This window comes from Proteus sp. FZP2095 (assembly GCF_023701425.1).
GTDB lineage: Bacteria > Pseudomonadota > Gammaproteobacteria > Enterobacterales > Enterobacteriaceae > Proteus > Proteus cibarius.
Genome location: NZ_JAMQBJ010000002.1, coordinates 202,688 through 218,565, shown reverse-complemented (window position 1 = coordinate 218,565; position 15,878 = coordinate 202,688). Strand labels below are relative to the sequence as shown.

The window sequence follows — 15,878 nt, the reverse complement described above, 5'->3', positions numbered from 1 at the left end:
AATTAAGCAAACTTACGTTCTTCACCGTTACCGGCTACGTTAGTAACACAGCGTCCGCACAATTCAGCGTGTTCCGCTACTTGACCGATATCTGTCGCATAATGCCAGCAACGAGGACATTTTTCGCCATCTGCTTTGTTAAAGGCGATTTTTAAACCCGCCATATCAGAAGCTAATGCTGTTTCTGGTGCTTCATTAATATCTGCCACTTTCGCTTGAGAAGTTAATAAAACAAAACGCAGTTCATTACCTAACGCATTTAACTTATCTGCTAAAGCTTTATCTGCATACAGAGTTACTGATGCTTCTAAAGAGCCACGCAGTAGTTTATCTGTACGAGCTTGCTCTAATACTTTATTGACTTCACCACGAACAGCAAGTAATTCAGCCCAGTAGTCATCATTTAAAGTTTCTGATGAATCTAAGCCAAATAAATCGGTATACCATTCTTCAGTTAAAACATATTTTGCGCGTTCACCCGGTAACTCATTCCAAATCTCATCTGCTGTGAATGACATAACTGGTGCCATCCAACGAACTAATGCTTCACTGATATGGAATAACGCAGTTTGGCAACTACGGCGAGCAACGCTATCGCTTTTCGCAGTGTACTGTCTGTCTTTGATGATATCTAAGTAGAAAGAACCCATTTCCACTGAACAGAACTGCATTAAGCGCTGAATAACATTATGGAAATCGTAATTTTCATAGTGTTTTAGAATATCCGCTTGCGCTGCTTTAGCACGGCCTACTGCCCAGCGATCAAGAGTCACCATCTCTTCTGGCTTAACTTGATGTTTTGCAGGATCAAAGCCATTTAAGTTCGCTAAGAAGAAACGAGCGGTATTACGAATACGACGATAAGTATCAGCCGCACGTTTTAAGATCTCATCAGATACAGCAATTTCACCGGTGTAGTCTGTTGATGCAACCCATAAACGTAAGATATCAGCACCCAGTTTATCCATTACATCTTGAGGACTGACTGTGTTACCGATAGATTTAGACATTTTACGGCCTTGTCCATCTACGGTAAAACCGTGTGTTAAAACTTCACGGTAAGGCGCTTTGCCTTTGATCGCAGTCGAAATCATCAGTGAAGACATAAACCAACCACGGTGTTGGTCAGAGCCTTCTAAGTACATATCTGCTGAATTGCCGTGGAATTCTGGGCGATCATCAACAACCGTTGAGTGGGTTGATCCTGAATCGAACCAAACATCCAATGTATCTGGTGTTTTCATGTAATCGTCAGCTTCATCACCCAGCACTTCACGGATATCTAAATCCCACCATGCTTGAATGCCGCTCACTTCAACACGTTTGGCGACTTCTTCCATTAACTCTAAAGTACGAGGATGTGGCTCTTGAGTCTCTTTATGAACAAACAGAGACATTGGCGTACCCCAAGTACGTTGACGAGAAATACACCAATCAGGACGGTTTTCAACCATTGATTCAATACGTGCTTGACCCCAATCAGGGATCCATTTAACACCTTTGATCTCTTTTAATGATTGTTGACGTAACCCGTTTTTATCCATGCCAATAAACCATTGTGGTGTTGCACGGAAAATAACCGGAGTTTTATGTCTCCAACAGCAAGGATAGCTATGTTGTAAGGCTTCATGATGCAATAGAGCGCCTTTCTCTTTTAGCAGTTCAACAATGACATCATTCGCTTTAAAAACAAAAACGCCATCTAATGTTGGATAAGTACCTGTTAAGTAGCAACCATTTGGTCCAACTGGGTTTGCAACTTCTAAGCCATATTTTTGACCAACAACAAAGTCATCAGGGCCGTGGCCTGGTGCAGTATGAACAGCACCTGTACCCGCTTCTAACGTAACGTGATCACCTAAAATTGCAGGAACATCAAAGCCCATAAATGGATGATTAAAGCGCAGTAGCTCTAAATCAACACCTTTACATTCTCCTAAAACAGCCCAGCTCTCTACACCGATACGCTTCATTACGCCTTCAACAAGATCAGCGGCTAAAATCACGCATTCATCGTTAAAAGAGACTAAGGCATAATTAAATTCTGCATTTAATGCGATAGCGCGGTTAGCAGGTAATGTCCAAGGCGTTGTTGTCCAGATAACCAAAGAAACTGGCTTATCCGTTGTTGCATGGAATTTTGCGGCAACTGCACTTGGATTAACGGCAGTGAAACGCACATCAATGGAAGGTGAGGTTTTGTCGTAATATTCAACTTCAGCTTCTGCCAGTGATGAGCCACATGCAGTACACCAGTGAACAGGTTTAGCCCCTTTTAACAAGTGACCATTTGCAATAATACGCGCTAATGCACGGATAGTATTCGCTTCAGTTTTATAGTCCATTGTAAGATAAGGTTTTTCCCAATCCCCTAGAACACCTAAACGAATAAAATCTTTTTTCTGTGCTTCGATTTGCTCGTAAGCGTATTTACGACATTCCTCGCGGAATTGCGCTGCCGATATTTTCTCTCCTGGTTTACCTACGATTTGCTCAACTTTTAGTTCGATAGGTAATCCGTGACAATCCCATCCTGGAATATACGGAGAATCAAAGCCTGACAGCCCTTTGGATTTAATAATAATATCTTTGAGAATTTTGTTTACTGAGTGACCAATATGAATATTGCCGTTGGCGTATGGAGGGCCATCGTGCAAAATAAATGTTTTCTTACCACTTTTAGCCTGACGAATTGCTTGATACAAACCTTCTTTGTACCAACGTGATAACATCTCTGGCTCGCGCTTTGCTAAATCCCCGCGCATAGGGAACCCTGTTTCTGGTAAGTTCAGGGTATTTTTATAGTCACTCATTCGATTCTCAGTTCCAATTTTCCGCTAGTTTATGACTCCGACCGCTGCGATAAAAAATCCCTAGCAGTAGCCACATCATCTGCGATTTGCTGCTTTAATGCATCCAATGATGCAAATCGCTGTTCATTACGTAATTTCTTTCGTAACACAACATCAATACGACGTCCATATAAATCCATATTAACGTCGATTAAATGAACTTCTAATTGTACGCCCTTCCCTTGTACAGTAGGACGACTTCCGATATTTGCCACACCAGGTAAAGGTGATTGATTATCTGATAAATAGACATCAACGGCATAAACACCTTTAACGGGTGCAACTAAGCGTTTCATAGGAATATTGGCTGTCGGAAAACCAATAGTTCTACCTAATTCATTACCATGAACAACACGCCCACAAACACTGTAAGGATGACCCAGTAGTGATTCAGCAAGGGCTAAATCATCATTGAGTAACGCTTCTCGTACCGCAGTGCTACTGATACGCAATCCTTTATCGCAATAACTTTCAGTATTAGCGACTTCAAATCCATATCTTGCACCGGCTTGTTGCAAAAAGTGAAAATCACCTTCACGGTTTTTGCCAAAGCGAAAATCATCGCCAATAGCAAGAAACTTCACCCCTAATTTATTCACCAATAGTGATGAAACAAACTCTTCTGGGGTTTGCGCTGCAAATTGTTTATCAAACTTGACACACAAAAGATAATCAATACCACATTCAGCTAAATACTTTATCTTATCTCGTAAGCGAGTCAGACGTGCTGGTGCCTTTTCTGGTAAAAAGAACTCAAGTGGTTGAGGCTCAAATGTCATCACAACAGTAGGTAATCCTCGCTGTGACGCTTCTTGCTTCAAATGTTTTAATAATGCCTGATGGCCTCTATGGACACCATCAAAATTCCCAATTGTCAGAACGCAACCGTGGTGTAGCGCTCTAATATTTTGTATACCGCGAATTAGCTCCATAACTGGCTCAATACCGTGGAAATTATTGGATTATACCTTGTCAAAGGCTTGAGAGTAACCCAATATATCAATGTTTATTGATGAGTAATATCTCGACAAGTCGATTCACTGTTATTCTTAAATTTGATTGCTCACATCAAACAAAAATGGACTATCACTCACTTCTTGGTTATAAAACCGCATAAAATCCAGCATAGATCCTATTAGAATCTATTATTTATTACTCATATACACGATTTTGATGATTTTTTCACTCAAAAGACTGTATTCTACCCGTCTTAACTGATAAAATCTTGCGCCATCACAACGAAACAAGTGTCGCGTACAACGACGCTAATTTTGTATAAATCCATTGACAAACTTAGGTTGAAAAGGCATATTCCTTCACCTTTGTATTTGTCCTCGCTAGAATATATTTGGGAGTTGGAACTTGGCTAATATCAAATCAGCTAAGAAACGTGCGGTTCAGTCTGAAAAGCGTCGTCAGCACAACGCAAGCCGTCGTTCTATGATGCGTACTTACATCAAAAAAGTATACGCAGCAATTGCTTCAGGTGATAAAGAAGCAGCACAAAAAGCATTTAATGACATGCAACCACTTGTTGACCGCCAGGCAACTAAAGGCTTAATTCACAAGAATAAAGCTGCACGTCATAAAGCTAATCTGCAAGCACAAATCAAAGCAATGTAATATTGCTTTCTTGTGTTATAAAAAACCGGCTTATGCCGGTTTTTTGTTTTCTGCTTTTTAATCACAACCCACTTATGGGTTTGCAACACTCATCTTGTCTCCATTAAAGAGTTCTGAAAAGTCGGTATTACAAACACGTTGAACGGCTGGATGTTGGATCATTCGCTCTGCAAAAATCGCGTAGTACTCTTCTTTTACCGTATCAAGCATTCCAATCTCTTCGATATTACTATGAGCAAAAGTTTCATCGGTATACAGTGATGGTGCTACAAAGATAGCATTATAATTTAAGCCAAATGCTTTCATTAATGCCGCATCATCAAACTCACCCAGTATTTCCACTTGAAGGTTTTTGTTACGTATCCATGTTAATAAATGGCGACCTAACATATATCGACGGCCCGGAATGAGGAGCTTTCGCTCTTCTAAACATTCAGGAAACGGTTTTTCAGGAAGAGGATGACTGCAAAAAAAGCTCATATTACATTCGCCAAGCTTTACAGAGAACAGACCTTCTTGTTGTGACGAATCCACAGGGCAATCGGATAGGATCATATCCAACTTATGCTGACTTAATTGTTCGAGTAATAGTTCATGAGTCGATTCAAAACAGCGCAAGTGGATTTGCTCATTATCAATAACAGCCGTTTCTAATACACGACTGACTAATTGTTTAGATAATGCATCCGCAACACCAACATCAAACAATAAGTTCGATTCACGACTGTAGTTGACGATATCCAGCATTTCTTGGCTGAGCATAAACATTTTATCAGCATAACGAAAAATGAGCTGACCCAATTCTGACGGAACTAATCCTCTTCCTTGGCGTTTAAATAGTTTGCCACCTAATCTTTCTTCTAATGCTTTAATTTGCCCTGTAATTGTCTGAGGTGTCAGATACAGCGCTTGCGCTGCACCCACAACAGAGCCTTCTTTACACACATGCCAAAAATAATAAAGATGATTAAAGTTGAGATGTGACACCCGCATAGTTATCTTCCTTTCAACTTCTGTGCTTCAAACACAGACTATGTAATAACGCATTAGTTTGCGATTGGCTTTCCTTGCATCCAATCCTCATAAAAACACCTACGGCACAATACATCGTATTGCACCGTAGGTTTAAATATATAGCTCGGTATTTATTGTGTTGAGAAACTCAAATCCGTAATAAATTTCCCTATATTGACTTCGTTTTTAACTTCGGTAAAACAGAGCGAAGCAACAAATATCCCACAACAGCGGCTACCGTTGAGCCTACTAAAATACCAAGCTTAGCGTAGGTATTATAAGCTTCATCTGCACCATCGAATGCTAATCCCGCGATAAAGATAGACATAGTAAAACCGATACCACATAGCACAGACACTGCAAATATTTGTTTAAGGTTAATCGCATCTGGTAATTTTGCAATGCCTAGTTTTACCGAAACCCAACTAAAGAGGAAAATTCCAATCGGCTTACCCAAAAATAGACCTAACGCGATACCTAACGGTAAGGCAGACAACATACCATCAAGCGTTACGCCATTTAAAGAAACCCCTGCATTACTAAATGCGAACAGCGGTAAAATAAAATAGGCAACCCAAGGGTGCAACACATGCTCTAATTCTTCAGAAGGAGAATCCCCCTCTTTATTTCTTAATGGGATAAGGAATCCAACAATCACACCCGCAATCGTTGCATGAATTCCTGATTTTAAAACACACACCCATAAGATGAATCCAAGAATTAAATAAGCCGCAGTATTGCCGACTTTACGCCAGTTCATTATGCCCAGAGCAATCACTATCAACCCCGCCAAAGCAAGAGGCATTAATGCAATACTCTTTGAATAAAAGAGCGCAATAATAACGATGACACCTAAGTCATCAATAATAGCTAATGCTAATAAGAAGACCTTTAGTTCAACAGGAACTCGCTTGCCAAGTAACGCCATAACACCCAGGGCAAAAGCAATGTCTGTTGCCGCAGGAATTGCCCACCCTTGCTGCCCAATAGCATCAGTACTATTGAACATCAAATAAACCAATGCCGGAGCTAACATGCCCCCCACAGCGGCTATCGCTGGGAAAATAGCTCTATCACGCTGAGCCAAAGAGCCTTCTTTTAATTCACGTTTAACTTCCAATCCTACCACTAAGAAAAAGATCGCCATTAAGGCATCGTTTACCCAAAGTAATAATGGCTTATCAAGTTCGAATGCTCCGAATTTGATCATGATAGGAATAGATAAAAACTCATTATACAAAGCACTTAGAGGTGTATTCGCCATAATCAATGCGATAATAGCAGCAATAATCAGAAGAATACCGCCTGATGCCTCTAATCTCAAAAATTGTCTAATAATTGCCGTCATAATATTAACCTCAGAATCACTAATCTTGTTAATAATATGCTAATCATGGATTCGTAAAAATCAGATTATTTATGGATAATCACTCGAATTATTCGATTAGTTAAAGAAATATCAAGAAAAACAAGATGAATAATATCAATTTATCGACATGATCCTTCAATGAGATAAAAAGAAGGATAATTTAAACAATAGAAATCAACACACTGAATAAAAAGGACTTTTATTACAAATCAGTAAAAACAAGCCTCTTTTTTGATAATTACTCACAATCGATAAAATAGGTCAAACATATCAATTTTCATTACTGAAAATAATCTAGCTCTGTTTCCTCACGCTTTAAATAAGCTCAGATGATAAAAAATAGTAACGTATTCACTCTTTAACCATTGTGTTATTGTTTTATAAAAAATTACCCTTTCCATATTAAGGTTTCTATCAATATGTCGATTACTGTTTTTATTGCCGTTTTATTTGCAGCTATCTTTCATGCATGTTGGAATGCATTGGTTAAAGTAGGCAATGATCGATTTTTAGGGATCTCGTTACTAACTTTCTTTTCTGGTGTTGTAACAATCCCCACCCTGTTTTGGGTTGGGCTACCTGATGTTGGTGCATGGAAATGGCTTGCTCTTTCTGTTTTATTTCATATTGGTTATACACTCTCTTTAAGTCGTTGTTATACCTTAGCTGATTTTAATCAGGTTTATCCTATCTCTCGCGGTAGTGCGCCATTAATGACCGCTTTTCTTGGCTTCTTTCTCTTCCATGAAACACTACCAATAGCTGGCTTGTTAGGTATTTTATTTATCATTTTAGGTATTATCCTTATCTCACGCAGTAGGAAAATAGCAGAGTTTAATTTACGTAAAGATGCACTCTTTTTTGCGCTGCTTACCGCATTATTTACCGCAAGCTATACCCTATCTGATGGTAATGGCTCTCGTGTAGGTGAAACACCTTTTGCTTATATTTTATGGCTCTTCTTTTTAAATGGTGTTGCAATGTATTTACTTGCTTGGCTTCGTTATCGCCAACATTTAAAAACCAAAATAAAAGATTATTGGAAACCCGCATTTTGGGGCGGGATCATGCAATTGGTAAGCTATGGCATAGTGATATGGGCGATGAGTCATGCTTCAATCGTACTTGTGGCGGCTTTAAGAGAAACCAGCGTGTTATTTGCCATGATCTTATCTGTCTATCTGTTAAAAGAGCAATTTAACCGTAAACAGCTATTGGCGTGTTTAGTGATTTTAGCGGGTATTGTTGCTATCAAGATAGGATAAATATGAATTACCCTTCAAATAAAAAAGCCTGATGACAGTCTTTATCATCAGGCTTTTTTGAAGGTGATAAGAAAAATTATTTGGTTAAATCATCAAAGAATTTTTTCACACCATCTAAGAAACTTTTAGAGCGAGGGGTATTTTTCTCTCCACTCTTGCCACCGAATGATTCACCCAGTTGTTGCATTAACTCTTTTTGTTTCTCATTGAGTTTAACAGGTGTTTCAACTACAACGCGACACATTAAGTCACCAATACTGCTACTGCGTACTGATTTAACACCTTTGCCTTTCATGCGGAACATTTTCCCAGTTTGTGTTTCTGCTGGAATTTTAAGTTTCACACGGCCATCAAGTGTTGGGACTTCAATTTCACCGCCCAAAGCAGCAATAGCGAAGTTAATAGGAACTTCACAGTAAAGGTTGTTGCCATCACGTTCAAAAATATGATGCTGGCGAACATGAACCTGTACGTATAAATCGCCTGCTGGTGCACCGTTTTCACCGGCTTCACCTTCGCCGCTTAAGCGAATACGGTCGCCTGTATCAACACCAGCTGGAATTTTGACAGATAGCGTTTTAGAGCGTTCAACACGACCATCACCATGACATTTAGAGCAAGGCTCTTTAATCACTTTACCGCGACCATGACAAGTTGGACATGCCTGCTGTACAGTGAAGAAACCTTGACGTAAATGAACCTGACCAGCACCATGACAAGTAGAACATGTTTCTGCTGATGTACCTTCTTTAGCACCGCTACCATGACATTTGTCGCATGTTTCTAGTGTAGGTATACGAATTTCTTTAGCAACACCACGAACCGCTTCTTCAAGCGTTAGATCCATGTTGTATTGTAAGTCAGAACCACGCGCTGCGCGTTGTTGACGGCGACCACCACCAAAAATATCGCCAAATACATCACCAAAGATATCACCAAAGTCAGCGCCACCACCAAAGCCGCCGCCACCTTGACCACCAAATCCACCTTGTTCAAATGCCGCATGACCATATTGATCATAAGCAGCACGCTTTTGAGCATCACTTAAGATCTCATAAGCTTCTTTGATTTCTTTGAATTTTGCTTCTGAGTCTTTATCACCTTGATTTCGGTCTGGGTGATATTTCATTGCTAAACGCTTATATGCACGCTTAATTTCTTTTTCGTCGGCAGTTTTACTTAAACCGAGTACTTCGTAAAAATCTCTTTTCGCCATTCTAGATTACCCTTGACATAAGCACACGGGCGTTGAGTTTCCTCGACGCCCGTGTTCGGTATCAGTAACTATTCACAGGTGAGTTACCGCGGCCCGTTAAGGGCATTATTTCTTGTCTTTGCCGTCAACTTCTTCAAATTCTGCATCGACAACATCATCATCTTTCTTTGCACTCGCATCCGCGCCTGCAGCATTACCTGCTGCACCAGCTTGAGCTTGTTGTTGTGCGATTTCTAGCAGTTTTTCAGAAGCTTCAACTAATGTTTTAATTTTTGCTTCAATAGCGTCTTTATCTTCGCCTTTAGAAGCAATTTCTAACTCGCTTACCGCTTTTTCGATAGCTTCTTTATCGTTCGCTGGTAATTTATCGCCCGCTTCTTCAATTTGTTTACGAGTGCCGTGAACTAATTGGTCAGCTTGGTTACGAGTTTGTACTAACTCTTCAAACTTACGGTCAGCTTCTGCGTTTGCTTCTGCATCACGAACCATTTTTTGGATTTCATCTTCATTTAAACCAGAAGAAGCTTTGATTGTGATGTTTTGCTCACGACCACTGTTTTTATCTTTAGCTGATACATGCAAAATACCATCAGCATCGATATCAAAAGTCACTTCGATTTGTGGCATACCGCGTGGTGCCGCTTGAATACCATCTAAGTTAAACTGACCTAGTGATTTGTTATCACTTGCACGTTTACGTTCACCCTGTAATACGTGAATAGTTACAGCAGATTGGTTATCTTCTGCGGTAGAGAACACTTGGCTATGTTTAGTTGGGATTGTGGTATTTTTTCCGATCAGGGAAGTCATTACACCACCCATTGTTTCGATACCTAAAGACAGTGGTGTTACGTCAAGTAACAGAACGTCTTTAACATCACCTGCTAATACACCACCTTGAACAGCCGCACCCATTGCAACAGCTTCATCTGGGTTAACGTCTTTACGTGGCTCTTTACCAAAGAAATCAGCAACGGTTTTTTGAACCATTGGCATACGAGTTTGACCACCAACCAGAATGACGTCGTTAATTTCGCTAACTTTCAGGCCAGCATCTTCTAATGCAACACGTACTGGTTCCATTGAACGTTTAACTAAATCTTCAACTAAAGATTCCAGTTTTGCACGAGTAACTTTGATATTTAAGTGTTTAGGGCCTGTCGCATCTGCAGTGACATATGGCAAGTTAACATCTGTTTGTTGTGCAGAAGATAATTCGATTTTCGCTTTTTCTGCAGCTTCTTTCAGACGTTGCATTGCTAATGGATCGTTACGCAGATCAATGCCTTGCTCTTTCTTAAATTCATCAACTAAGTAGTTAATTAAACGGCTATCGAAGTCTTCACCACCTAAGTGAGTATCACCATTGGTTGACAGAACTTCATAAGTTTTTTCGCCATCAACTTCATCAATTTCGATGATAGAGATATCGAATGTACCACCACCTAAGTCGTAAACTGCGATAGTACGGTTGCCCACTTCACGATCTAAGCCGTAAGCCAGAGCAGCCGCAGTTGGTTCGTTAATAATACGTTTAACTTCAAGACCTGCGATACGACCCGCATCTTTAGTTGCTTGACGTTGAGCATCGTTAAAGTAAGCAGGAACAGTAATAACTGCTTCAGTAACTGCTTCACCTAAATAGTCTTCTGCTGTTTTCTTCATTTTTTTCAGGACTTCAGCAGATACTTGTGGTGGAGCCATTTTGTCGTTACGCACTTCAATCCAAGCATCACCGTTATCAGCATTTACAATTTTGTAAGGCATGATAGCTACGTCACGCTGAACTTCATCATCTTCAAAGCGACGACCAATTAAACGTTTGATGGCAAATAAAGTATTTTGTGGGTTAGTCACAGCCTGACGTTTTGCAGGTTGACCAACTAAGATTTCACCATCTTGTGCATAAGCAACGATTGAAGGTGTTGTGCGATCACCTTCTGCGTTTTCAATAACCCGGGCATTTTTGCCATCCATTACAGCAACACAAGAGTTAGTTGTACCCAGGTCAATACCAATAATTTTACCCATTTAAACGCCTCCAAAGAGAATTCTTTATCAATTTGACTACCAATCTATATGAGGATGAATATTCATTTTTCAAGTCACAAATTAATAGACTTAACAACATCATCTCAAAGCGGATATAAAATCAACGCAACTCAATAGTGGTAATTGCAGTTGCAAAAGTAGATGGGGTCATAAATACATTCATCAAGGGGAATAATGAAAAAAAATGCAAAAAATGCAAAAAACTTGTGTCTGAGAATAAAGAGAGGATTAAAAATTGTTATTTTTCATGGCGTTAAGCCATCTCCAAATAGCATTATGATTTATCTGAAATACTTTTTTAAGAGCAGGCTTAAAATAAGTTCATAATCAATTGAAAAATAACATTTTTTAATTTTTATAATAAAAATATCAAATAAATATAAGGTTACCTTTGCGTTATCCAAACAAAGTCAGAACATTTCCTAGCCAGAAGTTTGATGACAAAAATAACCTTTTACATTATTTATTCTGAAGTAGAACGGCGAGCTGATTTAGGTCTAAAAGCAGCAACAATAGCTTCATTTGTTTCAACATAAGGGCCATCAAGCAGTTGAATACAGTACGGCACACTGGCAAAAATACCGCTAACAATTACATTACCGTCATTATCTTTTAATCCTTCCAGTGTTTCTGCGATGGCTTTAGGTTGCCCCGGCAGATTTAGAATTAACGCTTGGTTACGGATAACACCAACTTGGCGAGATAAAATAGCCGTAGGCACAAATTTCAGACTAATTTGGCGCATTTGTTCGCCAAAACCAGGCATTTCTCTGTCTGCAATAGCCAATGTAGCATCAGGAGTGACATCACGGCGAGCAGGCCCGGTTCCCCCAGTTGTTAACACTAAATGACAACCAACTTCATCAACAAGCTCACAAAGTGTTTGTTCAATCATGAGTTGTTCGTCAGGAATTAAACGTGATTCGATATGAAAAGGCGTTGTTAATGCAGCTTTTAGCCAAGCTTCTAAAGCGGGTAAGCCTTTATCTTCATAAACCCCACTTGATGCGCGATCAGAAACAGAAACTAACCCTATGCGTAATTCGTTCATATCAAACCTCAATTAATCAATAACCATCTAACTTGCGCGCAGATATTACCATGAGAACACAAGAGAATTAAAAGGAATCTCAATATATTACTGATATTTAATATTTGATTATTGAGAATAGATAATAAAGAAATGATAACAATCTATTTTTATTTAGCTTTAACTAAAAATAAGAAAAGGAGCATAAGCTCCCTTTTTTTAATCTTGAATAATATTAATTAATATTACTCATCAATATATTTAGTAATATAAGAAGCTGCCAATTTTTTTGCTTCGGCTAATTGTGCTGCATTTAATGCACGAGCAGTGCGTTTTAACATAGCTTCATCACCATCGCCATTTTCAACAGCAACAGAGAACCATGCATAAGCTTCTTTCAGATCGCGTTTAACGCCTTTACCATAGTAATAGTTTAAAGCTAAGTTATTTTGTGCCAGACCATTACCTTGTACAGCTGATTTTCTATACCATTCAACCGCTTTACGCGCGTCTTTAGCAACGCCATCGCCTTCATCGTACATTACGCCTAAGTTATTTTGCGCATCACGATTACCTTGGTTTGCTGCTTTGGTATACCAGAAAACTGCTTTAGTACCATTACGTTCTACACCTTCACCGTCATCATAAGAAACAGCAAGGTTATATTGTGCGTCAGCATGACCTTGTTCTGCCGCTTTGGTATACCAAACTACTGCTTTTTCATGATCTTGTGCTACACCGATACCTTCATCATAAGAGATACCAAGGTTGTATTGTGCGTCACTATCACCTTGATCACCGGCTTTAGTATACCAATACACTGCTTTCTCATGATCTTGCTCTACGCCATCACCATCATCGTAAGAAACAGCAAGATTGTATTGGGCTAAAGAGACACCTTGAACAGCTGCTTTGTTATACCAATAAACTGCTTTTTCTGCATCACGGTCGATATCATCACTCATGTCATACATAAGTGCTAAATTTAACTGTGCTTCAGCGTGACCTTGCTCTGCCGCTTTGGTATACCACTCCAGTGCTTTTTGTGCATCCTGTTCAACACCTTCGCCGTTCTCATATTTTACGCCCAATTGATACTGAGATGCTGAATTTCCACTTTCAGCGCTTTTTTCAATTGCAGGTAAAGAGAATGCGGTTTTGCTTTCTGCCATTGCAGCGCCACTAAAAAATAACGATGCAAGTACCGTTGCCAAGACAATCTTTTTCATAATTCACCAATAATAAATAGAGTATTTTAATAATATATTTTTATAATTATTACCGGATAAATAATATATTCCAATCAATTTAATCTTAAAATTTACTTAAATGTTATTTTGAGAGAAAAAAAATGAAAATACCCACCTGTATAAGATGGGTATTTAAGATTTTTATAAGAATTTAACGACGAATTATAATAAATCCGCAATCATTTTCTCTAATTTTTCCTGATCGACAGCAAATTTACGAATACCATCAGATAATTTATCTACTGCCATTGGGTCAGCGTTGTGCCCCCAATAGAATTGAGCTTCAGTGATAGCTTCTGGACGCGCTTTCACTTCGCCTTTGTAAGATAATTTATGTTCAACTTCACCTTCAGCTTCTGATAATTCTTTTAACAGTGCTGGAGCAATAGTCAGACGATCACAACCTGCTAATTCTAAAATCTCACCTATATTACGGAAGCTTGCTCCCATAACAACAGTGTTATAACCGTGTTGTTTGTAATAGTTATAGATTTCAGTAACAGAAATCACACCTGGATCTTCAGCAGGAGCAAATTCTTTTTTATCTGTATTGGCTTTATACCAATCCATGATACGACCAACAAATGGAGAAATCAGGTAAACACCTGCTTCAGCACATGCACGTGCTTGAGCGAAAGAGAACAGTAAAGTCAGGTTACAGTTGATACCTTCTTTTTCTAATTGCTCTGCGGCACGGATACCCTGCCAAGTAGATGCTAATTTGATAAGAATACGGTCGTTACTGATACCGGCATCATTATAAAGTTTCATTAGATGACGAGCTTTTTCGATACACGCTTGTGTGTCGTAAGAAAGACGTGCATCAACTTCTGTTGAAATACGACCAGGGATCAGTTTTAAAATTTCTAAACCGATATTTACTGCCAGTTTGTCGCAAGCATCAACGATTTGTTGTTCGCGAGAATCACTTTGTGAACGAGCCCATTCAATCGCTTCATCAATTAATTTACGATATTCAGGAATTTGAGCTGCATTTAAAATTAAAGATGGGTTGGTAGTTGCGTCTTGTGGCTGATACAGTTTCATTGCTGCGATGTCACCAGTGTCAGCAACAACAGTTGTCAGCTTACGCAAAGAAGTCAATTTGTTGGTCATTTTGTTTATCTCATCTACTAGGTAAATCTGTTTGCAGTCACCTGCGGATATCTATTGATAATAACATGGACTGCTCACACTACAAGACGCTTAAATTCATACAAAGCAATTATTTGAATGCCAAACGTTTTCGCAAAACAAAAGCGGAAAAAAACAGAAGATAATCACAGGCTGAATCGTTTAAATTGTCGAATTTTACGACAAATAAGAGAAACCATTGTTTTTTCCTATTACTATAATTTAGTCTTTAATCGAAATAATTTGCTATATTTGGTCAACATTAAAATAACGTATCGAGGGAATTATGCTAATCACCATTTCACCAGCTAAAACACTGGATTTCGAATCGCCTTTAGCAACAACGCACTTCACCCAACCTGAATTGCTAAAATATTCCCAACAACTTATTGAAGAATGTCGAAAATTGTCATCTAGCGACATCGCTAGCTTAATGAAAATAAGCGATAAGCTCGCAGGATTAAATGCAGCTCGTTTTGGTGAATGGCAACCTAATTTCACACCAGAAAATGCACGCCAAGCTATTTTGGCATTTAAAGGTGATGTTTATACCGGAATGCAAGCTGAGCTTTTTTCTGAAGATGATTTTCAATTTGCACAACAGCATTTACGTATGCTTTCTGGCTTATATGGTGTACTTCGCCCTCTTGATTTAATGCAACCTTATCGCCTTGAAATGGGAATAAAGCTAAAAAATAGCAAAGGAAGTGATTTATACCAATTTTGGGGAAATACCATTACAGAAACGTTAAACAAAGCACTTGAAGAACAAGGTGATAATATTCTTATTAATTTAGCATCTGATGAGTATTTTAAATCAGTTAACCCAAAGAAACTCAATGCTGAAATTGTTAAGCCTGTTTTCCTTGATGAAAAAAATGGCAAATATAAAGTTATCAGTTTCTACGCAAAAAAAGCCCGTGGATTAATGAGTCGTTTTATTATCCAAGAAAAGCTAACCAATAAAGTACAACTAAAAGAATTTGATCTTGAAGGTTATCAATTTAATTCAGCAGAATCAGAGGGCAATACCCTAGTATTTAAACGAGCTGAATCTATGGCTAAATAAATAT

12 protein-coding genes are annotated in these 15,878 nt (G+C 38.9%); 3 read left to right on the top strand and 9 right to left on the bottom strand.

Annotated elements, in window-relative coordinates; genetic code table 11:
* Window positions 1-2: 2 nt before the first annotated feature.
* Both ileS and ribF read right to left on the bottom strand, forming a co-directional pair.
* Window positions 3-2,813, bottom strand: coding sequence for an isoleucine--tRNA ligase (gene ileS, locus NBG71_RS11250; RefSeq protein ID WP_099659989.1), 2,811 nt, complete (start codon window positions 2,811-2,813; stop codon window positions 3-5).
* Window positions 2,814-2,842: 29 nt separating this feature from the next.
* Entirely contained in the window at window positions 2,843-3,784 is a 942-nt protein-coding gene (ribF, locus tag NBG71_RS11245) for a bifunctional riboflavin kinase/FAD synthetase (protein WP_075673708.1), read from the bottom strand.
* Window positions 3,785-4,214: 430 nt separating this feature from the next.
* On the opposite strand from ribF, the gene rpsT reads away from it, so the two are divergent.
* Window positions 4,215-4,475, top strand: coding sequence for a 30S ribosomal protein S20 (gene rpsT, locus NBG71_RS11240; protein ID WP_069368645.1), 261 nt, complete (start codon window positions 4,215-4,217; stop codon window positions 4,473-4,475).
* A gap of 72 nt (window positions 4,476-4,547) precedes the next feature.
* Here rpsT and nhaR read toward each other — a convergent pair whose 3' ends face one another.
* Both nhaR and nhaA read right to left on the bottom strand, forming a co-directional pair.
* The gene (nhaR, locus tag NBG71_RS11235) at window positions 4,548-5,468 is read right to left on the bottom strand and encodes a transcriptional activator NhaR (RefSeq protein WP_075673707.1); all 921 of its coding nucleotides are present in this window, start codon (window positions 5,466-5,468) and stop codon (window positions 4,548-4,550) included.
* A gap of 190 nt (window positions 5,469-5,658) precedes the next feature.
* Complete coding sequence (nhaA, locus tag NBG71_RS11230; RefSeq protein WP_099659990.1) at window positions 5,659-6,837, bottom strand: Na+/H+ antiporter NhaA; 1,179 nt, start codon at window positions 6,835-6,837, stop codon at window positions 5,659-5,661.
* Window positions 6,838-7,277: 440 nt separating this feature from the next.
* On the opposite strand from nhaA, the gene NBG71_RS11225 reads away from it, so the two are divergent.
* Window positions 7,278-8,123, top strand: coding sequence for an EamA family transporter (locus NBG71_RS11225; protein ID WP_075673705.1), 846 nt, complete (start codon window positions 7,278-7,280; stop codon window positions 8,121-8,123).
* A 76-nt stretch (window positions 8,124-8,199) separates the two neighbouring features.
* Here the strand turns inward: NBG71_RS11225 and dnaJ are convergent, their stop codons facing one another.
* From dnaJ to tal, 5 genes are all read right to left on the bottom strand, one after another.
* A complete protein-coding gene (gene dnaJ, locus NBG71_RS11220) occupies window positions 8,200-9,339 on the bottom strand; it encodes a molecular chaperone DnaJ (RefSeq protein WP_075673704.1) in 1,140 nt (379 codons plus the stop codon).
* A gap of 105 nt (window positions 9,340-9,444) precedes the next feature.
* Window positions 9,445-11,370: a molecular chaperone DnaK gene (dnaK, locus tag NBG71_RS11215; RefSeq protein WP_164530318.1), complete on the bottom strand. Its 1,926-nt coding sequence runs from the start codon at window positions 11,368-11,370 to the stop codon at window positions 9,445-9,447.
* A gap of 484 nt (window positions 11,371-11,854) precedes the next feature.
* Window positions 11,855-12,442, bottom strand: coding sequence for a molybdopterin adenylyltransferase (mog, locus tag NBG71_RS11210; protein WP_191901780.1), 588 nt, complete (start codon window positions 12,440-12,442; stop codon window positions 11,855-11,857).
* 224 nt (window positions 12,443-12,666) lie between these two features.
* Window positions 12,667-13,650 carry a tetratricopeptide repeat protein gene (locus NBG71_RS11205; protein ID WP_099659994.1) on the bottom strand — a complete coding sequence of 328 codons (984 nt, stop codon included), beginning with the start codon at window positions 13,648-13,650 and terminating at the stop codon, window positions 12,667-12,669.
* A 183-nt stretch (window positions 13,651-13,833) separates the two neighbouring features.
* On the bottom strand, window positions 13,834-14,787 hold the full coding sequence (gene tal / locus NBG71_RS11200; protein ID WP_250916863.1) for a transaldolase: 954 nt from the start codon (window positions 14,785-14,787) through the stop codon (window positions 13,834-13,836).
* A gap of 304 nt (window positions 14,788-15,091) precedes the next feature.
* Between tal and yaaA the strand changes: the two genes are divergently transcribed.
* Entirely contained in the window at window positions 15,092-15,874 is a 783-nt protein-coding gene (gene yaaA, locus NBG71_RS11195; RefSeq protein ID WP_075674223.1) for a peroxide stress protein YaaA, read from the top strand.
* Window positions 15,875-15,878: the final 4 nt, after the last annotated feature.